This window comes from Sphingopyxis soli (assembly GCF_018682675.1).
Taxonomy (GTDB): Bacteria; Pseudomonadota; Alphaproteobacteria; order Sphingomonadales; family Sphingomonadaceae; genus Sphingopyxis; species Sphingopyxis soli.
The window spans coordinates 1-22,168 of record NZ_JAFMTR010000045.1 but is presented as its reverse complement, the minus strand read 5'-3'; the positions used below and the strand labels follow the sequence as shown (position 1 = coordinate 22,168).

At 65.6% G+C, this 22,168-nt stretch carries 21 protein-coding genes and 1 tRNA gene; 17 read left to right on the top strand and 5 right to left on the bottom strand.

The window, feature by feature from the left end:
• The first annotated feature begins 34 nt into the window (after positions 1-34).
• The 10 genes from J1N50_RS06810 (at position 35) to J1N50_RS06765 (ending at position 12,414) form a co-directional block, all read left to right on the top strand.
• Entirely contained in the window at positions 35-2,089 is a 2,055-nt protein-coding gene (locus tag J1N50_RS06810; RefSeq protein ID WP_425516932.1) for a M13 family metallopeptidase, read from the top strand.
• A 107-nt stretch (positions 2,090-2,196) separates the two neighbouring features.
• Positions 2,197-4,557 (top strand): hybrid sensor histidine kinase/response regulator, encoded by a 2,361-nt coding sequence (locus tag J1N50_RS06805; RefSeq protein WP_215351635.1) that lies wholly within the window; start codon positions 2,197-2,199, stop codon positions 4,555-4,557.
• Positions 4,550-4,906 carry a response regulator gene (locus tag J1N50_RS06800; RefSeq protein ID WP_215351563.1) on the top strand — a complete coding sequence of 119 codons (357 nt, stop codon included), beginning with the start codon at positions 4,550-4,552 and terminating at the stop codon, positions 4,904-4,906. Before J1N50_RS06805 ends, J1N50_RS06800 begins: the two co-directional genes overlap by 8 nt.
• Before the next feature lie 117 nt (positions 4,907-5,023).
• A complete protein-coding gene (gene recA, locus J1N50_RS06795; protein ID WP_058457444.1) occupies positions 5,024-6,106 on the top strand; it encodes a recombinase RecA in 1,083 nt (360 codons plus the stop codon).
• Positions 6,107-6,347: 241 nt separating this feature from the next.
• Positions 6,348-7,163: an arginase family protein gene (locus J1N50_RS06790; protein WP_215351560.1), complete on the top strand. Its 816-nt coding sequence runs from the start codon at positions 6,348-6,350 to the stop codon at positions 7,161-7,163.
• Positions 7,164-7,181: 18 nt separating this feature from the next.
• On the top strand, positions 7,182-7,808 hold the full coding sequence (locus tag J1N50_RS06785; RefSeq protein ID WP_215351557.1) for a glutathione S-transferase family protein: 627 nt from the start codon (positions 7,182-7,184) through the stop codon (positions 7,806-7,808).
• Entirely contained in the window at positions 7,798-8,397 is a 600-nt protein-coding gene (locus J1N50_RS06780; RefSeq protein ID WP_215351554.1) for a hypothetical protein, read from the top strand. The genes J1N50_RS06785 and J1N50_RS06780 overlap by 11 nt, the downstream gene beginning before the upstream one ends.
• Before the next feature lie 100 nt (positions 8,398-8,497).
• The gene (locus tag J1N50_RS06775) at positions 8,498-9,232 is read left to right on the top strand and encodes a hypothetical protein (protein WP_215351551.1); all 735 of its coding nucleotides are present in this window, start codon (positions 8,498-8,500) and stop codon (positions 9,230-9,232) included.
• A gap of 63 nt (positions 9,233-9,295) precedes the next feature.
• A complete protein-coding gene (gene alaS / locus J1N50_RS06770; RefSeq protein WP_215351548.1) occupies positions 9,296-11,941 on the top strand; it encodes an alanine--tRNA ligase in 2,646 nt (881 codons plus the stop codon).
• Positions 11,938-12,414, top strand: a complete 477-nt coding sequence (locus J1N50_RS06765; protein WP_215351545.1) for an SRPBCC family protein — start codon at positions 11,938-11,940, stop codon at positions 12,412-12,414. Before alaS ends, J1N50_RS06765 begins: the two co-directional genes overlap by 4 nt.
• A gap of 137 nt (positions 12,415-12,551) precedes the next feature.
• Here J1N50_RS06765 and J1N50_RS06760 read toward each other — a convergent pair whose 3' ends face one another.
• Together J1N50_RS06760 and J1N50_RS06755 are read right to left on the bottom strand one after the other, a co-directional pair.
• Positions 12,552-12,965 (bottom strand): holin family protein, encoded by a 414-nt coding sequence (locus J1N50_RS06760; protein ID WP_215351542.1) that lies wholly within the window; start codon positions 12,963-12,965, stop codon positions 12,552-12,554.
• Positions 12,966-13,027: 62 nt separating this feature from the next.
• A complete protein-coding gene (locus J1N50_RS06755; RefSeq protein ID WP_215351537.1) occupies positions 13,028-13,597 on the bottom strand; it encodes a glycoside hydrolase family 108 protein in 570 nt (189 codons plus the stop codon).
• 72 nt (positions 13,598-13,669) lie between these two features.
• Here J1N50_RS06755 and J1N50_RS06750 point away from each other — a divergent pair, with 72 nt between their 5' ends.
• The 3 genes from J1N50_RS06750 (at position 13,670) to J1N50_RS06740 (ending at position 16,094) form a co-directional block, all read left to right on the top strand.
• Complete coding sequence (locus J1N50_RS06750) at positions 13,670-14,647, top strand: NADPH:quinone oxidoreductase family protein (RefSeq protein ID WP_215351534.1); 978 nt, start codon at positions 13,670-13,672, stop codon at positions 14,645-14,647.
• A gap of 140 nt (positions 14,648-14,787) precedes the next feature.
• Positions 14,788-15,132, top strand: a complete 345-nt coding sequence (locus tag J1N50_RS17745) for an EF-hand domain-containing protein (protein WP_215351531.1) — start codon at positions 14,788-14,790, stop codon at positions 15,130-15,132.
• Between the two features lie 323 nt (positions 15,133-15,455).
• Positions 15,456-16,094 (top strand): hypothetical protein, encoded by a 639-nt coding sequence (locus J1N50_RS06740; protein ID WP_215351527.1) that lies wholly within the window; start codon positions 15,456-15,458, stop codon positions 16,092-16,094.
• 100 nt (positions 16,095-16,194) lie between these two features.
• Here the strand turns inward: J1N50_RS06740 and J1N50_RS06735 are convergent.
• A tRNA-Pro gene (locus tag J1N50_RS06735) sits at positions 16,195-16,271 on the bottom strand.
• Between the two features lie 280 nt (positions 16,272-16,551).
• On the opposite strand from J1N50_RS06735, the gene yajC reads away from it, so the two are divergent.
• The 3 genes from yajC to secF are packed head-to-tail and all read left to right on the top strand — an operon-like array spanning position 16,552 to position 19,549.
• Complete coding sequence (yajC, locus tag J1N50_RS06730; RefSeq protein WP_215351524.1) at positions 16,552-16,881, top strand: preprotein translocase subunit YajC; 330 nt, start codon at positions 16,552-16,554, stop codon at positions 16,879-16,881.
• Positions 16,882-16,932: 51 nt separating this feature from the next.
• Positions 16,933-18,552 (top strand): protein translocase subunit SecD, encoded by a 1,620-nt coding sequence (gene secD / locus J1N50_RS06725; protein WP_215351521.1) that lies wholly within the window; start codon positions 16,933-16,935, stop codon positions 18,550-18,552.
• A gap of 13 nt (positions 18,553-18,565) precedes the next feature.
• On the top strand, positions 18,566-19,549 hold the full coding sequence (gene secF, locus J1N50_RS06720; protein WP_215351518.1) for a protein translocase subunit SecF: 984 nt from the start codon (positions 18,566-18,568) through the stop codon (positions 19,547-19,549).
• A gap of 3 nt (positions 19,550-19,552) precedes the next feature.
• Here the strand turns inward: secF and J1N50_RS06715 are convergent, their stop codons facing one another.
• Positions 19,553-20,722, bottom strand: a complete 1,170-nt coding sequence (locus tag J1N50_RS06715) for a glycosyltransferase (RefSeq protein WP_215351515.1) — start codon at positions 20,720-20,722, stop codon at positions 19,553-19,555.
• Between the two features lie 105 nt (positions 20,723-20,827).
• Positions 20,828-21,388: a helix-turn-helix domain-containing protein gene (locus tag J1N50_RS06710; protein WP_215351512.1), complete on the bottom strand. Its 561-nt coding sequence runs from the start codon at positions 21,386-21,388 to the stop codon at positions 20,828-20,830.
• A gap of 86 nt (positions 21,389-21,474) precedes the next feature.
• Here J1N50_RS06710 and J1N50_RS06705 point away from each other — a divergent pair, with 86 nt between their 5' ends.
• Entirely contained in the window at positions 21,475-21,957 is a 483-nt protein-coding gene (locus J1N50_RS06705) for a DUF6456 domain-containing protein (protein WP_215351509.1), read from the top strand.
• The last annotated feature ends 211 nt before the right edge of the window (positions 21,958-22,168 follow it).

Genomic DNA, 22,168 nt, shown 5'->3' with positions numbered 1-22,168 from the left:
GGCGCGCTATCCATTTGTTCATCTGGGGAACATCATGAACCGTCCGAACATTTCTTCGCGCCTGATGGCGACCGCGGCGCTGGGCGCCATGCTGCTGGGCGCTGTGCCCGCGCTTGCCAAGGATAAGGCCGCACCGGCGACGTCCGCGTCGGCCAAGCCGCAAATCGGCGACTTCGGCTTCGACCTCACCGGCATGGACAAGACCGTCCAGCCGGGCGACGATTTCTATGCCTATGCCAACGGCACCTGGGCGAAGAACACGCCGATTCCGGCCGACAAGTCGAACTATGGCATGTTTACCGCGCTGGCCGACCTGTCGCAGAAGCGCACGCAGGAAATCCTCGAGGCGGCGAAGGCCGACCCGAACAGCATGATCGGGCGCGCCTATGCATCGTACCTCGATTCGGCGGCGGTCGAGGCGAAGGGCCTCGCGCCGATCCAGCCCTGGCTGGCGAAGATCCGCAGCGTTGACAAGGCAGGCCTTGCGGCTCTGCTCGCCGAGGCCGACCGCAATGGCGTGGCGCACTTCTTCGGCGGTTATGTCGGGCAGGACGACAAGAATCCCGACGTCTATATCTACACGATCGGGCAGGGCGGCATCGGTATGCCCGACCGCGATTTCTATCTGAAGGACAGCGAGCGCAACACCAAGCTGCAGGCCGCATATCTCAAGCATCTCGAAAACGTCCTGACGCTGGCGGGCGAGGCGGACGCCGGCACGCGCGCCAAGGCGATCTATGATTTCGAAAAGCAGATCGCGACGGTCCACTGGGACAAGAACGACAGCAGCGACGCGACCAAGGTCTATAACAAGATGACCATCGACGAACTGGCCAGGACCGCGCCGGGCTTCGACTGGACGACCTTCATCCGCGGCATCGGCGTCAAGGAGGACTCGCTCCTCGTGTCGCAGCCGAGCGCCTTTACCGGCGAGGCGAAGCTGATCGCCGACGCGCCGATCGGTTTGATCCGCGACATCCTGACCGTCCGCAGCCTCGACAGCTTCTCGGGCGTGCTGCCCGACGCGGTCGCGAAGGAAGCCTTCTCCTTCTATGGCACCGCGCTCTCGGGCACCCCGCAGATGCAGGAACGCTGGAAGCGCGCCGTCGACTTCACCACCAACAATCTGGGTGAAGCCGTCGGGCAGGATTATGTCGCGAAATATTTCCCGCCCGAAACCAAGGCGGCGATGAACGTGCTGGTCAAGAACGTCCTCGCCGCGCTCGACACGCGCATCGGCAACCTGACCTGGATGCAGCCCGCCACCAAGGTGCGCGCGAAAAAGAAGCTCGCCAATTTCACGACCAAGATCGGCTACCCCGACCGTTGGAAGGATTACAGCAAGCTCGAGATCCGGGGCGACGACCTGTTCGGCAACGCGCTGCGCGCCAACCAGTTCGCGCACGACGACAATATCGGCCGGCTCGGCGGTCCGATCCGCCGCTGGGAGTGGGGGATGACCCCGATGGAGGTCAACGCCTACGCCAATTTCGGGATGAACGAGATCGTCTTCCCTGCCGCGATCCTGCAGCCGCCCTTCTTCGATCCGAAGGCCGACGCCGCGATCAACTATGGCGGTATCGGTGCGGTCATCGGGCACGAAATCAGCCACCATTTCGACGACCAGGGTGCGAAATACGACGAGACCGGCAAGCTCGCCGACTGGTGGACGCCCGAGGACGTCAAGGCGTTCGAGGCCGCCGGAAAGGCGCTCGTCGCGCAATATGACGCCTATGAGGTGCTGCCCGGCGAACATCTCGACGGCACCTTCACGCTCGGCGAGAATATCGGCGACCTCGCCGGCCTGACCATCGCCTATGACGCCTACAAAAAGTCGCTCGGCGGCAAGCCGGCGCCGGTGATCGACGGGCTGACCGGCGACCAGCGCTTCTTCCTCGGCTGGGCGCAGGTGTGGCGGCGCAACTATCGCGAGCAGAATCTGGCGCAGCGCATCACGACCGATCCGCATTCGCCCTCGATCCAGCGGACTTGGGTCTCGCGCAACCTTGACCCGTGGTATAAGGCCTATAGCGTAAAGGAAGGCCAGAAGCTCTATCTGGCGCCCAAGGATCGTGTCCGCATCTGGTGATGCGCCAATAGAAAGAGTGTCATTTGACCGCGCAAAGCCTGCCCTCCGCTGAGACCGATTTCAGCAGGGGGGCGGGCCCCGCGGGACCGCTCGGCGCGCGGTTCAATCTGTCGCGCGTCGATCTGGCCGTGCTCGGCGGTCTTGCGCTCCTGTCGGTCGGCCTGCTGTTCTGGGCGACCGGAAACGTCGTACTGGCGGCGGGCTTTCTGGCCGGGCTGGCGATCGCGGCGGGCGGCGCGTTGCTGGCCCGCCGTCTGTTCCCCGCCGCAGCCGCAGGTGAAGCCGCGCTGCCCGACTGGACGATGCTGCGCGTCGCAGTGAACCACGACGATGTCGCGGTGGCGGTGACCGACCGCGGCGGGCGGCTGGTATGCGCCAACGATCTGTTCGCGACATGGTTCGGCGGGTTCGTCACCCCGCCGGGTCTGCCGGTCGATGCGCGCGGCGCCGAGGCATTGAAGAACGCCGGCCGCACCGCATGGCGCGACGGCGAGGGCGTCGCCGACGATATCGCCGTCGGGCCGTTGCAGCTTCGCGCGCATATTTTCCGTACCGGGCAGGCCGAGGATTATCTTGTCTGGCGCTTTTCGGCAAACGAGCGGATCGATCTTGCGACCGAGATCGTCCGCCATCTCGACGGGCCGGCGGGGCTGACGCTCGCGCAGGCGGGCGTCATGGCGGCGCTCGTCAGCGCCGAGGGGCGGCTCCGCTCGGCGAACCGCGCCTTTCTGCTCCGTGCGCTCGATGAGGCCGATCAGGCGCATTATGTCGGGCGCGACGTGTCGGCGATGCTGCGGCTCGACGAAGCGGGTTCGCTCTATTTCGCGCGCGAGGGCGACCGCGCGACGCCGGTGCGGATGATCCAGATCCCGCTCGCCCCCGCCGACGCGCATGGCCCGGTGCTGCTGGCGATGCTCGACGAAGAGATCGGGCCGGCGGATCGCGGCACTGCGCAGGCCTATGTCGAAACCTTGCTTTCGCTGCTGCCTTTCGGGCTCGCGCTGGTCGATCGCGACGGCCGGTTTCTCTACATGAACCGCGCGTTCAAACGCGCCGGCAATGTCGGCGAAGGCCGAATGCCGCGCTATCCGGGCGACCTTGTCGTCGGCGAGGACAAGGGGCCGCTCGCCGACATGATCCGGCGCCACAGCAGCGGGCAACAGGTCGGCGGCGATTTGTCGATCCGGCTGGTCGGGCAGGGTGACGATCCGGTGTCGATGCGCGTCGTCGGCGTGCGCGGGCTCGGCGAGGCGGCGGTGCTGCTCAGCCTCAAGGATTCGAGCGAGGAATCGCGGCTCAAGCGGCAGGTCGCGCAGGCCTCGAAGATGCAGGCGGTCGGCCAGCTTGCGGGCGGCGTCGCGCACGACTTCAACAATATTCTGACTGCGGTGCTCGGAAGCTGCGACCTGATGCTGATGCGCCACACGCCCGGCGACAGCGACTATGACGACATCCAGCAGATCCGCAGCAACGCGAACCGTGCCGCCAGCCTGACGCGGCAATTGCTCGCTTTCTCGCGGCAGCAGACGTTGCGGCCGCAGATCCTGCAACTGCCCGACGTCATTTCGGAGGTGTCGCACCTTCTGAAGCGGCTGATCGGCGATACCGTCCAGCTGTCGGTCCACCATGGCCGCGGGCTCGGCCCGGTGCGCGCCGATCCGGGCCAGCTCGAACAGGTGATCATCAACCTCGCGGTCAATGCGCGCGACGCGATGCCCGGCGGCGGCACGCTGACGATCGAGACCTATCCGGTATCGGCGGCCGACGTGCGCCAGATGGGCAGCGAGTTCATGCCGCCCGCCGATTATAGCGCGCTGAAGGTCAGCGACACCGGCACCGGCATCCCCGCCGACGTGCTGCCGAAGATCTTCGAGCCCTTTTTCACGACGAAGGACGTCGGCAAGGGCACCGGGCTCGGGCTGTCGACCGTCTATGGCATCATCAAGCAGTCGGCTGGCTTCATCTTTGCCGACAGCAAGCCCGGCGAAACCAGCTTCACCATCTACCTTCCCGTCCACCGCGCCGAGCACGGCGCTCCGGCGACGCCGACGCCGGTGTCGAAGCCGAAGAAGAGCCAGTGGGGCACCGGAACCATCCTGCTGGTCGAGGATGAGGATATGGTGCGCGCGGTCGCGGAACGAGCACTGGCCCGTGCGGGTTATACGGTCGTCACCGCATCGCAGGGAGAAGAGGGCTTGGAACGGTTCGCCGGGATGGAAAAGGTCGATCTTGTCGTCAGCGACGTCGTGATGCCGACCATGGACGGTCCCGCGATGGTCCGCGAGATGCGCAAGAAGCGGCCCGCGCTGCCCGTCTTGTTCATGTCGGGCTATGCCGAGGAACAGCTTCGCCAGTCGATCAACATCGACGATGTCGCCTTCCTGCCCAAGCCCTTCTCGGTCGCGCAGCTTGCCGAGGCGGTGTCGGCGGCGCTCGACAATGCGGCGCATCGGGCGTCCAATGGCTGACGCGAATCGCATTCTGCTCGTCGAGGACGATGTGCTGATCGGCATGATGCTCGTCGACATGTTCGACGCGCTCGGACTGCCCGAACCCGCGCAGGCGACGACGAATGACGAGGCGCTGGCGATCATCGGCGCCGGATCGATCGACGGTGCGCTCGTCGACATCAACCTTGGCGACGAAAAGGGCTGGCCGATCGCCGATGCACTGGCCGCGCGGGGGATTCCGTTCGCCTTCACCTCGGGCGGCGGCGACATCATTCCGGCGGAACATGCGCACCGGCGGCTGGTCGCCAAGCCGTTCCGGATCAGCGATATCGAAGCGGTGCTGGACGAATTTTCGGCCGGAAACTGAGTATTACCGATCGTTCGATTTTTCTTTGTTCCCCACTTGTTCCACGAGAACAAATATGGCACATAGTCTGCCATTGCGATGCTTCTACCGTCGCTCTAGAGCTGGAAAGGGACGGTCATGGCCGGACAATTGTCACTCGTCGAATCGGGGAAATCAGTGAACGGAACGGACAGGCAGAAGGCGCTCGACGCCGCGCTCGCGCAAATCGATCGCGCGTTCGGCAAGGGCTCGGTGATGAAGCTGGGCTCGAAGGAAGCGATGCAGGTGGAGGCGATCTCGACCGGCTCGCTCGGCCTTGACATCGCGCTCGGCGTCGGCGGCTTGCCGCGCGGACGCGTCATCGAAATCTACGGCCCCGAAAGCTCGGGCAAGACCACGCTGGCGCTGCACTGCATCGCCGAGGCGCAGAAGATGGGCGGCACCGCTGCCTTCGTCGACGCCGAACACGCGCTCGACCCTGTCTATGCGCGGAAGCTGGGCGTCGACATCGACGAACTGATCGTGTCGCAGCCCGACACGGGCGAGCAGGCGCTCGAAATCGTCGACACGCTCGTCCGCTCGAACGCGATCGACGTGCTCGTCGTCGACTCGGTCGCCGCGCTCGTTCCGCGGGCCGAGATCGAGGGCGAGATGGGCGACAGCCACGTCGGGCTTCAGGCGCGTCTGATGTCGCAGTCGCTGCGCAAGCTCACCGGCTCGATCAGCCGTTCGCGCTGCATGGTGATCTTCATCAACCAGCTGCGCATGAAGATCGGTGTGATGTACGGCAATCCCGAAACCACGACCGGCGGCAACGCGCTCAAATTCTATGCATCGGTCCGTCTCGACATCCGCCGCACCGGCCAGATCAAGGATAGGGACGAGATCGTCGGCAACACCACCAAGGTGAAGGTCGTGAAGAACAAGGTCGCGCCGCCGTTCAAGCAGGTCGAATTCGACATCATGTACGGGCAGGGGATTTCGAAGATCGGCGAGATCCTCGACCTCGGCGTCAAGGCCGGGCTCGTCGAAAAGTCGGGCGCCTGGTTCAGCTATGACTCGATCCGCATCGGGCAGGGCCGCGAGAATGCGAAGAATTTCCTGACCGAAAATCCCGAACTGATGCAGCGCCTCGAAAGCGCGATCCGTAGCCGTACCGATGCGGTGGCCGAAGAGATGATGGCCGGTCCGGACGATGAAGGCGACGATGGCGATCTTTGATCGCCGCTACTGACAATGACGCCATCCGGCCGGTTTTCCCGATCTCCCGAGAAACCGGCCGGCCGACGGCGGCGGGCCCCGCGGTCTCCTTGCGACTGCAATGCACCTGCGCAGCCCCTCTCCTGCAGGTCGGCCCGCCCGCCGTTGATCGCTCGCCGGCGATCGGGAATGGCGATTTCCTTGCGCCAATTCTCGACCGGCAGCGCCTTGCGCGACCTTCGCCAGCGGCTACAAGCAGCCCATGCCCGCGATCCGTCTTTTCGGCCTGCCCACCGACGTCAACAGCAGCTTCGAGCGCGGCGCGGCGGCGGGGCCGGCGGCGATCCGCGCCGCCTTGCGCAGCGATCGCGGCAATCTGGCGAGCGAGCTTGGGCCCGAGATCGGCGTCGATATCGCCTTTGCCGACGACGGCGACCTGCCGCTCAGCGAAGATACGGCGCGCGACGATGCGGCGATCCGGCGCCACGTCACCATGCTGCAGGAAGATGGTGAGGTGCCGCTGGCGCTCGGCGGCGATCATGCGGTGACCGTTCCGCTCGTCGAGGCGGCGGCAACCTGTTTCGGTCCGCTCAACATCCTTCACTTCGACGCGCATCCCGATCTCTACGACGATTTCGGCGGCAATCCGCGCAGCCACGCTTCGCCCTTCGCGCGCATTTGCGAGGCTGGCCATGCCAGTCGGCTGGTGCAGGTCGGCATCCGGACGCTGAACGGACATTGCCGCGAGCAGGCCGAGCGCTTCGGGGTCGAGATCGTCCCGATGGCCGGATTCACACCGGGCGCGGTGCCTGTGCTCAAGGGGCCGCTCTACATCTCGATCGACCTCGACGGCATCGATCCCGCCGAAGCGCCCGGCGTCGCGCATCCCGAGCCGGGTGGACTGACCGTCCGCGAGGTGCTGGCGGTCCTCCACAAGCAAACCGCGCCGATCGTTGGCGCCGACATCGTCGAGCATCATCCCGGCCGGGACGTTGGCGGCGTCACGGCGATCCTCGGCGCCAAGCTCGTGCGCGAACTCGCGGCGCTGATCGACCGTAACGGACCCTATCCGTCCTGACCCCCGAAGGAGAGAGCGATGAGCCTGATCGTCCACCATCTCAACAACAGCCGCTCGCAGCGCATCCTCTGGCTGCTCGAAGAGATTGGCGCGCCCTATGACATCAAATTCTACGATCGCGACCCGGTCACGAATCTGGCGCCTCCCGAACTCCTCGCGGTCCACCCGCTCGGCAAGTCGCCGGTGCTTGAGGATGCCGGGCGCATCATCATCGAGTCGGCGGCGATCGCCGAATATATCTGCGACTATCACGGCGGTGAGAAACTGGTGCCGCCGCGGGGCACCGACGATCATGTCCGCCACCTGCAATGGATGCATTTTGCCGAAGGCTCGGCGATGACTCCGATCCTGCTGCGCATTTATACGGCGCGTCTCGGCGAAGCGGCCGCGCCGCTCGAGGCGCGGATCACGCAGCAACTCGATTCGCATTTTGCCTATATGGAAAACGCCGTCAGCGAAGACGGGCATTTCGTCGGCGACAATCTGACCGCCGCGGACATCATGCTGAGCTTTCCGGCCGAGATCGCGATCATGCAGGGACTGGCGCAGCGCTTTCCGAAACTCGCCAATTTCGTGAATGCATGCCACGATCGGCCGGCGTGGCGCCGCGCGCGGGAGAAGGGCGGCGCCTATTATGGCTATTGATCGCCGGCCCGGCGGTCGGCTGTGGTTGATGTCGGCTTTCCTCCTTTCCGGTATCCCGGCGGCTTTCGGCGCGCCGCCGCCGGTTGCGCCCGAGGTCGAGCGCGACGTGGTCGTGCCCGAGGGTGTGACTTTCACGCCGACGGCGGCGGATGAGAAGGGAGCGGCCGATCGTTTCGCCGAATATGTGTTGGCGCTGGCGCGGCGCGACTATGCTGCGGCCTATGCGATGCTGCGCCTGTCCTTCCAGGCGGCGAACCCGCGGCTCGAATGGGAAATGAACCTGCGCAAGCGCGCCGCGATATGGGCCGATGGCCGGATCCGCGTCCTGCGGTTGAGCTGGTATCCCGACCCTGCCGGGCAGCCCCCGGGGCTGTATGCCGCTTTCGATTTTCGCGGCGACCGGGCGGACGGGACGATGGACTGCGGCTATGTTGTCGTTCACCGCGCGAAACCGGGCGACGGCTTCACCGTGGTGCGGATCGACACGTCCGAAGTCCCGCCCCAGTTGGTGGAGGATGGCGTGCCGAAGGCCGACGTGTTGCAGCAACTGCCCTGCTATCTCGGCAAGGGCATCGCCACCTCCTTTTGAGGGGGTCAGACAACCCGAAGAAATTAGACTTGTCGAGCCTTGCCGCCCGATCCCATATGATCCCCGCCGTGGAGCGCGGCGCCAACAGGGGGTGGGCGGCATGAGTTTTCTGGCGATGGCATTGATGCTGGCGGTTACCGAGCCGGGAATCCGGATCGATGCGGTGCCCGGCCGCGGCTATACGGCAACAGTCGACAGCTTTGAATCGGCGGCCTTCGGCAAGGTCATGGAACGGGTGCAGGCAGAGGCGGTGCGTCGCTGCGGCAAGCTCGGAACCCGCTTTGGCCGTCATTATTTCGACAGCCGCATCGACACGGCGCGCAACGTGATGCTGATCGAGAATCTGCGCCAGAATTTCTTCTGCTTCGATCCGGCGACCGATCCGTACAAGCCGGTGCCCGCCGATTGGACCGCAAGCGCGGCGGAGACCGCGAGTGTGACGGTCTTCGTGACGCGCTTTCTCGATCGGCTGAACCGCGGCGATGCTGCTGGCATGGCGATGATGGATCCGATCATCGAGATCAGCAAGGCCGACTGGGACGGGCTGGTCAAGGGCGCGACGCAGGGGCGCACGGGCAGCGCAGGGACGCTCACGCCGAAGTTCGTGACGTGGAGCAACAATCCGGCGGGGGCCGCCTATCCGGGCGCCTATGCCTTCTTTTCGGTGATCGACGATCATCCGGGGATCGAGGGAACATGCGGCGGGATCATGGTGCAGCGGGTGCGCGAGAATGAATATCGCATCTCGCAATATGACGTGCAGTTCATTCCGACCGCGCTGGTCGAGCAGCGGGGTTTGACCGACGACGAACTCGACGGGCTGTGCGCGCGCTGACGGCGCGCTACCTTCTCGTTCGTAATGCTTGAGAAACGCGGCGTGTCGCACTAGATCGCGCGCATGACCTCGACCAACGACATTCGCCGCTCTTTCCTCGACTATTTCGGGGAGGCGGGCCACCATATCGAGCCGTCGGCGCCGCTGGTGCCGTACAACGACCCGACGCTGATGTTCGTCAATGCGGGCATGGTGCCGTTCAAGAATGTCTTTACCGGGCTGGAGAAGCGTCCGTACAGCACCGCGACCTCGTCGCAGAAGTGCGTGCGCGCGGGCGGCAAGCACAACGACCTCGACAATGTCGGCTATACGGCGCGGCATCACACCTTCTTTGAAATGCTGGGGAATTTCTCTTTCGGCGACTATTTCAAGGAACAGGCGATCGACCACGCATGGACCCTGATCACCAAGACCTGGGGCCTGCCGCCGGAAAAGCTGACCGCGACCGTCTATCACACCGATGACGAGACCTATGACCTGTGGCGCAAGATCGCGGGTCTGCCCGAGGATCGCATCATCCGCATCCCGACCAGCGACAATTTCTGGTCGATGGGCGACACCGGGCCGTGCGGTCCGTGCAGCGAAATCTTCTATGACCATGGCGACCATATCTGGGGCGGCCCGCCGGGATCGCCGGAGGAGGACGGCGACCGCTTCGTCGAGATCTGGAACCTGGTGTTCATGCAATATGAACAGTTGCCCGGCGGCGAACGCGTCGACCTGCCGCGACCGAGCATCGACACCGGCATGGGGCTCGAACGCATCGCGGCGGTGCTGCAGGGCGTTCACGACAATTACGATACCGATACGTTCAAGGCGCTGATCGCGGCGTCTGTCGACCTGACCGGCGTACCGGCCGAAGGCGGAAGCCAAGCGAGCCATCGCGTAATCGCCGACCACCTCCGCGCATCGAGCTTCCTCGTCGCCGACGGCGTGCTGCCGTCGAACGAGGGCCGCGGTTATGTGCTGCGCCGGATCATGCGGCGCGCGATGCGCCACGCGCATCTGCTGGGTGCGAAGGATCCGTTGATGCACCGGCTGCTGCCGTCGCTGACCGCAGAGATGGGCGCCGCCTATCCCGAGTTGATCCGCGCGCAGCCGCTGATCGCCGAGACGCTGGAGCGCGAGGAGGTCAATTTCCGTCAGACGCTCGACAAGGGGTTGAAGCTGCTCGACGAAGCGACCGTCGGCATGGGCAAGGGTGATACGCTGCCCGGCGAGGTCGCGTTCAAGCTCTATGACACCTATGGCTTCCCTTACGACCTGACCGAAGATGCCCTGCGCACGCGCGACATCAACGTCGACCGCGCGGGTTTCGACGCGGCGATGGCGCAGCAGAAGGCGGCGGCGCGCGCGGCGTGGAAGGGCAGCGGCGACAAGGCGTCGGACGAAATCTGGTTCGACCTCGCCGAAGCCAACGGCAGCACCGAGTTCACCGGCTATACCTCGACCGCGGGCGAGGCGACCGTGATCGGGCTGGTGAAGGACGGCAAGCCGGTCGGCGAGGCGAAGGCGGGCGACGAGGTCGTCGTGCTGACCAACCAGACCCCCTTCTATGGCGAGAGCGGCGGCCAGATGGGTGACGCCGGGACGATCGCGACGCTGGAAGGCGTCAAAGCGACCGTCAGCGACACCGGCAAGCCGCTCGGCCGCCTGCACACGCATCAGGCCAGGCTGGAGGCGGGAACGTTGAAGGTCGGCGATACGGTCCAGCTCACCGTCGACGCCGCGCGGCGCGATCGCATCCGCGCCAACCACAGCGCGACGCACCTGCTGCACGCCGCGCTCCGCAACCGGCTGGGCGACCATGTGACGCAGAAGGGCAGCCTGGTCGCCGAGGATCGCTTCCGCTTCGACTTCTCGCATCCCAAGGCGCTGTCCGCCGAGGAGATTGCTGAGATCGAGGCCGATGTGAACGCGCAGATCCGCGGTAACGACGCGGTGACGACGCGGTTGATGACCCCCGAGGACGCGATCGCGGCGGGCGCAATGGCGCTGTTCGGCGAGAAATACGGCGACGAGGTGCGCGTGCTGTCGATGGGCCGTGCCGACGACCACAGCTATTCGGTCGAACTGTGCGGCGGCACGCATGTCCGCGCGCTCGGCGATATCGCGCTGTTCAAGATCGTCAGCGAAAGCGCGGTCTCCTCGGGCGTGCGGCGCATCGAGGCGCTGACCGGCGAGGCGGCGCGCGCATGGCTCAATGGCCGCGACGAGGCGTTGAAGGCGGCGGCGGCGGCGCTCAAGACCTCGCCCGACGAGGTTCCGGCGCGCGTCGCGGCGCTCGCCGAGCAGCTCAAGAAGGCCGAGCGCGAGCTGGCCGACGCGAAGAAGGCGCTGGCGATGGGTGGTGGCAGCGGCGCGGCGACGGGCCCGGCGGTCGAGCAGGTCGGCGATGTGGCGTTCCTCGCGCAGGTCGTCGACGGGCTCGACCCCAAGGAGCTGCGCGGCACGGTCGATGGCCTGAAGAAACAGGTCGGCAGCGGCGTCGCGATGCTGGTCGCGGTCAATGACGGACGCGCTTCGGTCGCGGTCGGGGTCACCGACGACAAGACGGGCAGCCATAGCGCGGTCGATCTGGTCAAGGCCGCGGTCGCGGCGCTCGGCGGGCAGGGCGGCGGCGGCCGTCCCGACATGGCGCAGGGCGGCGGTCCGAACGGCGGCGCGGCGAACGATGCCGTCGCGGCCGTGAAAGCCGCGCTCGCTTGAGACCCACCAAGAAGACGCGGCGCACCGATCATGCCGAACGGCTGATCGCGGCGCCGCTGGTCGATGTGTTCGCCGCCTTCACCAGCGCCGACAAGCTCGCACGCTGGTTGCCGCCCGAGGGGGCGGCGGGTGAATTCGATCGTTGCGACCTTAGCGAAGGCGGCGGCTTCCGGCTGCGGCTGACCTTTGACGATCCCGACATCGAGACCAAGAGCGATGACGATGCCGACATCGTCGAGGTCCACATTCCGGTCCTCGACGACGGGCGGCTGATCGTCTGGGAGGTCGCGTTCGAATCCGACGATCCGCGTTTTTCAGGGACGATGGCGATGCACTGGTATCTGTCGCGCAAAGGCGGCGGCACGCTGGTGACGATCGACGCGCATCACGTGCCGCCGGGGATTTCGGCCAAGGATCATGTGGCGGGGCTCAATAGCTCGCTGGCGAAACTGGCGGCGGTGGTGGAGGGGTGAAAGCCCCTCCCCTTCAGGGGAGGGGTTGGGGTGGGGCCTGCCGAGATTGCGCAACGCCGAGGTCCCCCACCCGCTGCGACTAGGGAACAAGTTCCCAAGTCTCGCTGCCCTCCCCTAAAGGGTAGGGAGTGTCGGCCTCAGCTCTCCACCCCCTTAGCTTTCCCCCATGCGCGCGCCGCCGTGTAGCCGAGATAGCCGGTGCCAAAGAGCGCGTAGAGCGGTTCGGGGATGCCGGCGAGATAGGCGTTCATGCCCTCGGCGATGCCTTTGGCCATGTCGGGGCGCGCGGCGGCGATGAGGCCCATCGGGATCGCCCATAGCAAGAGCGCATACATGACATAGAGGAAGCTCGGCCGGGCGCGGCTGGTCCAGGGGTCGGCGCTGTTCGCTTCGGCGACGATTGCGGTCATGCGGGTGCGGATCGCCTCCATCTCCTGACTCCCCTCAAGCTTCAAGAGCTCGAGCTTGGCGCGGTCGCGCGCCTCGGGGTCGGGGATGATCTTGTCGATCAGCTTGGCGATCGGGCCGATCAGGCCTTCGATGATGCTCATGGCAATGCTCCTCAAGGTTTCAAAGTTCAGTAAAGTTCAGCCCAATGACGCGCGATGGGGCATCAGCCGCCCGCGATGCGGTTCGCGAGCCAGCCGTAGAGAAACGCCTCCTGGCTGGGACGGCGTTCGGCGAGCGCGATGTAGCGTTCGCCCTGCAGCGCCTCCATCGCACGCAGCAGGACGGTCTCGCCGCCCTTGCCGCGCGCCTTCAGGAAGCCGTCGAGCGCCGACAGCGTGCGCGGTCCGATGTCGCGATCGACCGCTATATCGGGATAGTCGCGCGCGGCGCGATTGAGCGCATTCAGCGCGCGTTGCAGGAAACCGACGGCGGTGCCGGTGCCCATGTTGACGCCGGTGTCGAAGAGCTCGGCGGCGATGCGGGGCGCGCGCAGCGCCACCTTGTCGAAGCCGGGGCGCAGCCAATAAAGGCGGCGATAGATGATCGCAGCCTCTGCGCGTGGCAGGTCGCGCATGGAGCCGTCATAGCCCTGCGACCGCGCGACAGCTTCGGTGATTCCCCAACAGGTCGGGCCGCCGCGGTCGGCAGGGTGGTTTACATATCGACCTTCGCGGTCGATGACGGCGTCGATCAACGCGTCGGCGTCGCAGGTCGATGGATCGGGTCGTGGCATGATTCGTTCCTTTCGGTTTACCGGGTGCCGTAAACGAACCATATGGGTACATTGTAGGAAAGGCCTTTCTCGATGCGGGCTTTGCAGGTGCGTGAATTGCTGCCCGACCATGCCGGTGCGGGGCTGGTCGACCTTCCGGTGCCGGGGCCGGGGGCGGGCGAGGTGCGCGTTCGCGTGCGGGCCGCGGCGGTGAATTTCCCCGACCTGCTGATGACGCGCGGCGGTTATCAACTGAAGCCCGATCTGCCCTTCGTGTCGGGTCTGGAATTTTCGGGCGAAGTCGATGCGGTCGGCGCGGGCGTCACCGATTGGAGAGTCGGCGACGCGGTGGTCGGCGGCAACCGGTTCGGTGCGATGGCCGAATATACCGTTGTTCCTGCCGGGGCGCTCCGGTCAAAGCCCGAGGCGATGAGCTGGGAGGCGGCGGCGGCCTATCCGGTCGCCTATCTCACCGCCTATGTCGCGCTGGTCCGCTGCGCGCGGATCGAACCCGGCGAATGGGTGCTGGTGCATGGCGCCGCGGGCGGCGTCGGGCTCGCGACGGTCGATCTGGCCAAGGCGCTGGGCGCGCGCGTGATCGCGGCGGCGAGCAGCGCAGTGAAGCGCGAGGCGATCACCCGGCTCTATGCGCCCGATGCGGTGATCGCGGCGGAGCCGGGCTTTCGCGACGAGGTGAAAGCGCTGACCGGCGGCAAGGGCGCCGATGTGATCTTTGACCCTGTCGGCGGCGACGTGTTCGACGAATCGACGCGCTGCATCGCCTTCGGCGGGCGGCTGCTCGTGATCGGCTTTGCTTCGGGGCGGATTCCCGAGGTGTCGGTGAACATGCCGCTGATCAAGGGATTCTCGGTCGTCGGGGTGCGCGCGGGCGAATATGGGCGACGCTTTCCCGAGCGCGGCGCGGAAAATGTCGCGGCGATCGATGCGCTGGCGACCGCGGGCAGGATCCGGCCGCATGTCCACGCCGTGCTCGACCTGACCGACTGGCGGGAGGCTTTTGCGATGCTCGAGAAACGCGAGGCGGTGGGGAAGGTCGTGTTGCGCCCCTGATGCCGGGTGGTCGGGCGGGCGCGGAGAACGCGCCGCCGCATCCGGCATAGTTTTGCGACAATCGCCCCGTCATGGAGCGTCCGGGGTGCACCTGTTCAGGGTATCTGGCGGCTGCGCCGCCCATCGATAAAGGACGATTTGTGAAGAAACGGATTCTGATTGCCGCGCCGCTGGCGCTTATCGCTCCCGCGGCCTATGCCCAGCCGCCGCACGACGGCGGGCGTATTTTCGCAATGATCGACGCCAATGGCGACGGCAAGCTCGACAAGGCCGAGATCACCAAGATGGCGCAGATGCGGGCGGAAAAGCAGGGCGATCCCTCGCTCGCGGCGCCCGAAAAGATCGACATTTTCTTCAAGCATCTCGACGCCAATGGCGACGGCTTCGTCGACAAGAGCGAGATCGAGGCGATGCGCGGCGCGCGTGCCTCGGCGCCGCCGCCCGAAGCCGCGCAGGACGACGCGCCGGCGCAGGACGCGAACTGACCGGAGCCGAGGGCGGCGTCCCGGGGAGATGCCGCCCTCAGGCGACCGCGATCCGGATCGCCTGAACGAGAAACGCGAGCCCGACTAGCGTCACCAGCCAGCGGCGGGAGGATGCACGGTAGACGAAGAAAGGTTCAGTTAGCGCGGCGGTTCCATTTTGACGCTGCGTCAAGGCATAGCGGTGCGTCCCTCGATAATCCAACGACCGCAGAAGTGGGGCTAGGTTCTTCTTCTGCCTGACGCTGCCAGCACCCTGCGCCTTCGGGCGTGGGGTGCTGTGATGAAGAGCTTTGCAGCCGCCGTAACTCGTGTTGAATAGCCAGATGAAAGAATATCTCAAACGAGTCGCGCGGTTTTTTGGACTCATCGCCATCGTTCCGTTTCTTGTCGGCTTTGTAGGAGCCTGGTCAGCAGGCTTCGGCTTTTTCCTCTCCATTCTGGTCATTCCAGCCGCAACTTTGGGTCTGCTGGTTGGCTCTATCATATGGTTTGTGCGTAGTTATCAGCATGGCAAAAGGGTCAGCGGCAGTCGCGACCGATTTCTAACTTATTCCATTGCCCCGTTACTTCTTGTCGTGACGGTCAGCGCAGCGTGGCCTCTGCTAAGATTTGGCAACTACACCGGCACTATGTCGAGGCTGATGGTGAACCACAGCCGCTACGAAGCGATCATCGCCAGAGTCAAAGCTGACCCTGAACCGGCTTGGTTTAAGGATGACGGCGGGATTAAGTATTCCGTCGATCTGGGGCCTCCAATCCGAGTGGCGTTTAACCCGGAAGGTTTCCTCGATAACTGGTCTGGCATAATTTACGACCCAACCGGAGACGTAATGCTTGCCGATGGTTTTGATCCAAGGACTGGCAAGTTTGTCGCCCCTGACCGCGTAACGAAGCTATTTGAAGGTGATCTCGTCAGCTGTCTTCACCTGTGGGGCAGCTATTATAATTGCTCATTCACCTGACAACAGGCGGCGCTGCCAGATATAGGCTAGATGACGCCAATGGGTGGCGCTGCTAGATGCAGCGACGCTTACTTCACCCATTGCAAATGATTGGTATTTTTGGTCGGGACGAGAGGATTCGAACCTCCGACCCCCACACCCCCAGTGTGATGCGCTACCAGGCTGCGCTACGTCCCGACCGGCCCGATTGGGCAGGCGTGGCCCCTAGCGCGGGTTGGCAGACGATGCAAGGCTCTCCTGAGCAAAGTCGGCCGACCGGGGCAGGCGGTGGCGGGCGATCGATGTGTGCGCCCTTGACCTTGGGTCCGCGCACCCCATTTCGGCTTCGCGTGCCGCGGGGGAGGGATGCAGCGACTTGCTTGCGCCCTGCGCCCCTGCGTGATAGGCGCCGCGCCATATTTTGCATGGTCTTTCATCCCTTGAAAGGCCGTCGCTGCAACGAGAGAGTCTTTCATTCATGTCGACAAACCTGCTTCTGACCCAGGCGGCCGGATTCGGGGGCGGGGCCGCCGGTTTCATCATGCTGGTGCCCTATCTGCTGATCTTCGTCGTTTTCTGGTTCTTCCTCATTCGCCCGCAGCAGGTGCGGATGAAGGAGCACCGCAACAAGATCGCGGCGGTGAAGCCGCGCGACCAGGTGGTGACCGGCGGCGGGATCGTCGGCAAGGTGACGCGCGTCGATGATGAATTCGCCGATGTCGAGATCGCGCAAGGCGTGAAGATCAAGGTCGTGAAGTCGACCCTGTCCGACGTGCTGGCGCCGGGCGGCAAGCCCGCGAACGACTGACGTTCCGGCGGCGCCCCCTTGGCGCCGCCCAGACCAATCGGAATTCCCCCTATGCTCGATTTCCCGCGCTGGAAAACCATCGGCATCAGCATCATCCTGCTGCTCGGTATCCTCTTTTCGATCCCCACATTCCTGCCGTCCAAGACGTTCGAGAGCCTGCCAGGCATCGCGCAGATCAAGGTCAATCTGGGCCTCGACCTTGCCGGCGGCAGCCACTTGCTGCTCGAGGCCGACGTCGCCGACCTGCAGAAGACGCAGCTCGCAAACATGGAAAAGACCGTGCGCACCGCGATGCGCGGCGAGCGCGGGCCCGACGACGATATCGGGATCGGCGAACTGTCGACCGCGGGCGGCAAGATCAGCTTCCTCGTCCGCGAACAGCGACAGCTCGACGCGGCGCGCGACCGGCTGTTCAACGAGACCGGCGGCGCCGGCATCGCGACAGGGCAGCGCGACTGGCGGATCGACGTCGTCGACACGACGCGGATCGTCATGACCCCGACGGCCGCCGGCCAGACGCAGGCGATCAAGAATGCGATGGATACGGCGCGCGAGATTATCGACAAGCGCGTCAACGCGCTGGGCACGCGCGAGCCGACGATCATCCGGCAGGGCGACGACCGCATCGTCGTGCAGGTGCCGGGCCTGCAGGATCCGCAGCAGCTGAAAGACCTGATCGGCAAGACCGCGCGCCTCGAATTCCGCATGGTCGACGCCAACGCCGACCCGGCCGAGGTCGCGGCCGGTCGCGTTCCGGTCGGCAGCGAGATCGTTCCCTATGCCGAGGGTGCGAACGCGGGCGGTGCGCCCTATGAAGTGCTGCGCCGCCAGGTGATGATCAGCGGCGAACAGCTGCTCGACGCCAAGCAGGGCTATGACCAGCAGTCGGGTCAGCCCGTCGTCAACATCCGTTTCGATTCGGGCGGTTCGGCGACCTTTGCCAAGGTCACCGCGCAGAATGTCGGCAAGCGCTTCGCGATGGTGCTCGACGGCCGCGTGCTGTCGGCCCCGTCGATCAACGAACCGATCCTCGGCGGGAGCGCGCAGATCTCGGGCAGCTTCAGCGTGGCGAGCGCGAACAATCTCGCTATCTCGCTGCGCTCTGGCGCGCTGCCGGTGAAGATGACGGTGGTCGAGGAGCGGACGGTTACGCCCGAGCTCGGCGCCGATTCGATCCGCAAGGGCGCCCTTGCGGGGATCATCGCGACGGTCGCTGTGCTCGTCTTCATGATCGTCGTGTACGGCCGCTTCGGCATCTATGCCAACGTCGCGCTGATGTTCAACATCTTCCTGATCATCGCGATCATGGCGGCGTTCAACGCGACGCTGACCCTGCCGGGGATCGCGGGCTTCGTGCTGACGATCGGCGCCGCGGTCGACGCGAACGTGCTGATCAACGAGCGAATCCGCGAGGAATTGCATCGCGGGCGGCGCGTCTTCCAAGCGGTCGAGCTCGGCTATTCGGAAGCGAGCCGCGCGATCTTCGACGCCAATATCACCAACGTCATCGCGGCGGCGCTGATGTTCTGGTTCGGCACGGGTCCGATCAAGGGTTTTGCGGTCGTGCTGACCATCGGCATCATCACCAGCGTCTTCACCGCCGTCACCGTCACCCGGATGTTCGCGGCGGGCTGGCTGCACAAGACGCGTCCGGCGTCGCTGAATATTTGAGGAGGGACCGGTCATGCGTCTCCTGAAACTCGTCCCCGACGATACGAACATCCATTTTCTGAAGTGGCGAAATGTCGCCATGGCGATCAGCTTCCTGATGATCGTGGCGTCGATCGCGCTCGTCGCGGTGCGCGGGCTGAACTTCGGTGTCGACTTCGTCGGCGGCCAGTCGGTGCGCGTCGAATTCGCGCAGGCGATGCCGCCGATCGACGAGATACGCGAAAAGGTCGATGCGATCGGCCTTGGCGAGGCGACGATCCAGCAGTTCGGGTCCGATAAGGCGGTGTCGATCCGCACCGCGCTGCCCGACGGCGGCAAGGGCGCGGCCGACGCCGCAGGCAAGCAGCTTGTCGCGGGCATCCAGAAGGCTTTCCCGACCGCCAAGACCGGATCGGTCGAGACGGTGTCGGGCAAGGTGTCGGGCGAGTTGCTGCGCACGGGCCTGCTCAGCCTCGGCCTCGCGATGATCGCGATCTCGATCTACATCTGGATCCGGTTCGAATGGCAGTTCGGTATCGGCGCGCTGTTCGCGCTGTTCCACGATATTGCGCTGACCTTCGGTTTCTTCGCGCTGACTCAGTTGCAGTTCGACCTCAACATCGTCGCGGCCTTGCTGACGATCATCGGCTACTCGCTCAACGATACGATCGTCGTGTTCGACCGTATTCGCGAGAATCTGAAGAAATATCGCAAGATGGAGATCATCCCGCTCCTTGACCTCAGCATCAACGAAACACTGGCGCGCACGGTCATGACCAGCTTCACGATGCTGATCGCGCTCGCGGTGTTGTTGTGGGTTGGTCCGGACGTGATCTTCGGCTTCACCGCGGCGATGCTGCTCGGCATTTTCATCGGCACCTATTCGTCGGTCTATATGTCGGCGCCGATCCTGGTGTGGCTGAAGGTCGGTCCCGACAGCTTCGTGCCGCGCACGAGCGCGGTGAACGAGGGCGCCGAACGCGTGGCGCGCAAGGACGACGACGGCGCGGTGGTGTGATTGCTAACGGCCGGCGCAGCGGCGGAGATGCTCCGCCAGCTCGCGGCCGTTGCGGTCCCAGTCGAAGCGGCCGGCAAGGGTGGCGGCGACCTCCATCGATGACGGCGGGGCTGCGAGGATCGTTCCGACGGCCCCCGCAATCGCTTCCGGCGTGCGGTCGACGACGCGCCCCGCAACCGTCGATGTGACGAGTTCGCCGGCGCCCCCGGCGTTGCTGATGACGATCGGGGTGCCGCAGGCGAGCGCCTCGACCCACGCGTTGGCGAGTCCTTCGCTCGCCGATGGCATGACGACGATATCGGCGGCGCGATAGAGCATCGGCAGGTCGGCGTTGGCAACCGGGCCCATCAGATGGACGCGGTCGGCGACGCCCAATCGCTGCGCGAGTGTGCGGTAGCGGGCTTCCTCGTCCCCCGCGCCCGCCAGCCAATAGTGGACGCCGGGCAGCGACGGCAGCGCCTCGATGACGAGCGCCTGCCCCTTGCGCGGAATGAGCGCGCCGACGGTCGCAATGGCCGGTGCGTCGCCCATGCCAAGCGCCGTGCGCGCGGCGGCGCGGTCGCCGGGGTGGAAGCGCGCGCTGTCGATGCCCGTGTAGTGGACGGCGATCTTGGCCGCGTCGATGCCGATCGCGGCCATGTCGCGGCGCATCGCTTCGGAGACGGCGAGCAGGCCGGCGGCGCTCCTCCCAGCCGCAATGACCTGTTCGCTGGTCGCTGGATCATGGCCGAAATGGCTGATGTCCGCGCCGCGCGCCTTTACGGAAAAGGGAAGGCGCAGCGCTGTGGCGACGCGCATGGCCGCCGGGCCGTCGGGATAGAAGAACTGCGCGTCGATGACGTCGAAGGGCTGTCCCCGAGCCGCCGATAGCACTGCGCGCGCGACCTTCGCGGCGTTGAAACGCGCGCCGTAGCGCGGAATCAACGTGAAGCGCGGGCGGTGGACGGTGAGGCCGTTCCACTGCTCTGTGCGGGGCAGGCTCCGCAGCGCGCGGTAGCGCTCGTGGAGCGAGAGCGGGAACGGCGGCAGACCGACCGGCGCGACCACGGTCAACGCGATGTGGGGCTGCGCCGCGAGCGCGCGAAGGCTCTTTTCGACGAACAGACCGAAATTCGGCCGTGCAGCATCGGGGAAGAGGGTAGCGATCGAGAGGACGCGGAGGGGGGACGTCATCCGCAACACCCCCTCCGTTTGTGCTGAGCTTGTCGAAGCACCGTTGTTCCCTGGCGAGTTAGATAAAAAGGACGGCCCTTCGACAAGCTCAGGGCGAACGCGGGGTTAGAGGGTCCGGATCAGCCGAACCGCGACCGCCGCCCAGGGCGGGTTGCTGACAACCTGCTGGCGCTGACCGGTGCCAAGCGGAAGCAGGTGGAGTTTTTCGCCGTCGACATTGAGCAGGCGCGCGAAGAAGAAGCGTCCGGCGGGCCGTGGGACGAGGATGTCGCGGTTGAGCGCGCGCGTCCAGTCGCTCTCGGTCCGGCGGCACCAGATTTCGTCGCCCGCGCGATAATCGCCGATCGACGAGGTCACGCGCACGGCGACCATGTCCTCGCCCGGGCGCGCGGTGAGCGCCTGTTCGACCCGCGTCGGCGCCTGCGCGCCGTCGGCGCCGAGGTGCGCGGTAATGGTGAGCTGCGTATCCTGCGGCAATTGGACGAGCTCGGCGGCTTCGACCCCCAGCGCCTTGGCGATGCGGTTCATCCAACCCAATGACAGTGTTCGCGTGCCGGTTTCGAGGCGGCCGATCGTCTGCGCGGTCGTCGGCGGGTCGCAGCGCTGGCCGACCTCCTCGAGCGTCAGACCTTTGGCGCGGCGTACGGCGCGGATGCTGTTGATCATTGCTCATCCTCGAATAACCAAATCGGTTTCTTCTTTCCTACAAAATAATCCAATGTCAAGCCGGTCGTGCAAGACAGGAGAATCGCATGACTACACGCCGCCTCGAAACGCGCATCCATCCCGACGACCGGATCGATCCGGACAAGGCGGGGCCGCAGGCGATGCGGCATGTCACGGTCAATGTGGCGGAGAGTCCGATCGCCTGGCTGGCGTCGCGCGGGATGCTGACGCAGGGGCAATTGCACGCGGGCGAGCGGTTGCGCGCCGACTATGAGCGCGCGGGGCTGGCGGCGCGGGTTACGATGCGGTGGGACGCCGCGCCGCCGGCAAAGGGGCGGGGCGGAGCGCGGGCGTCGGATGCGTCGCTCGCACGGATCGACGCGCACCGGCGCTTTCATGCGGCAATCGACCATGTCGGGCCTGGCCTTGCCGATATCTGCTGGCGCGTGGTGTGTGCGGGAGAGGGGATCGGAGGGGCGGAGAAGGCGCTGGGCTGGCCGGCGCGTTCGGGGAAGCTGGTACTGGGGCTGGCGCTCGACCGGCTGGCGCGGTTTTACGGAATGGGGTGAGGGTGGGCTGGAGCCGACCGATTTCGGCCCCAACCGGCCCCGTTCGCATCGAGCGAAGTCGAGATGCCCCTCGGGCTGGGCGCAAGGCTGCCGGGTGTCTCGACTTCGCTCGACACGAACGGACATAGCGAATGGCCGCAGACACCGATTGCGGACGCGGAATTCCTCCCTGTGGCGTAGCCATGGGGAGGTGGCAGCGCGAAGCGCTGAC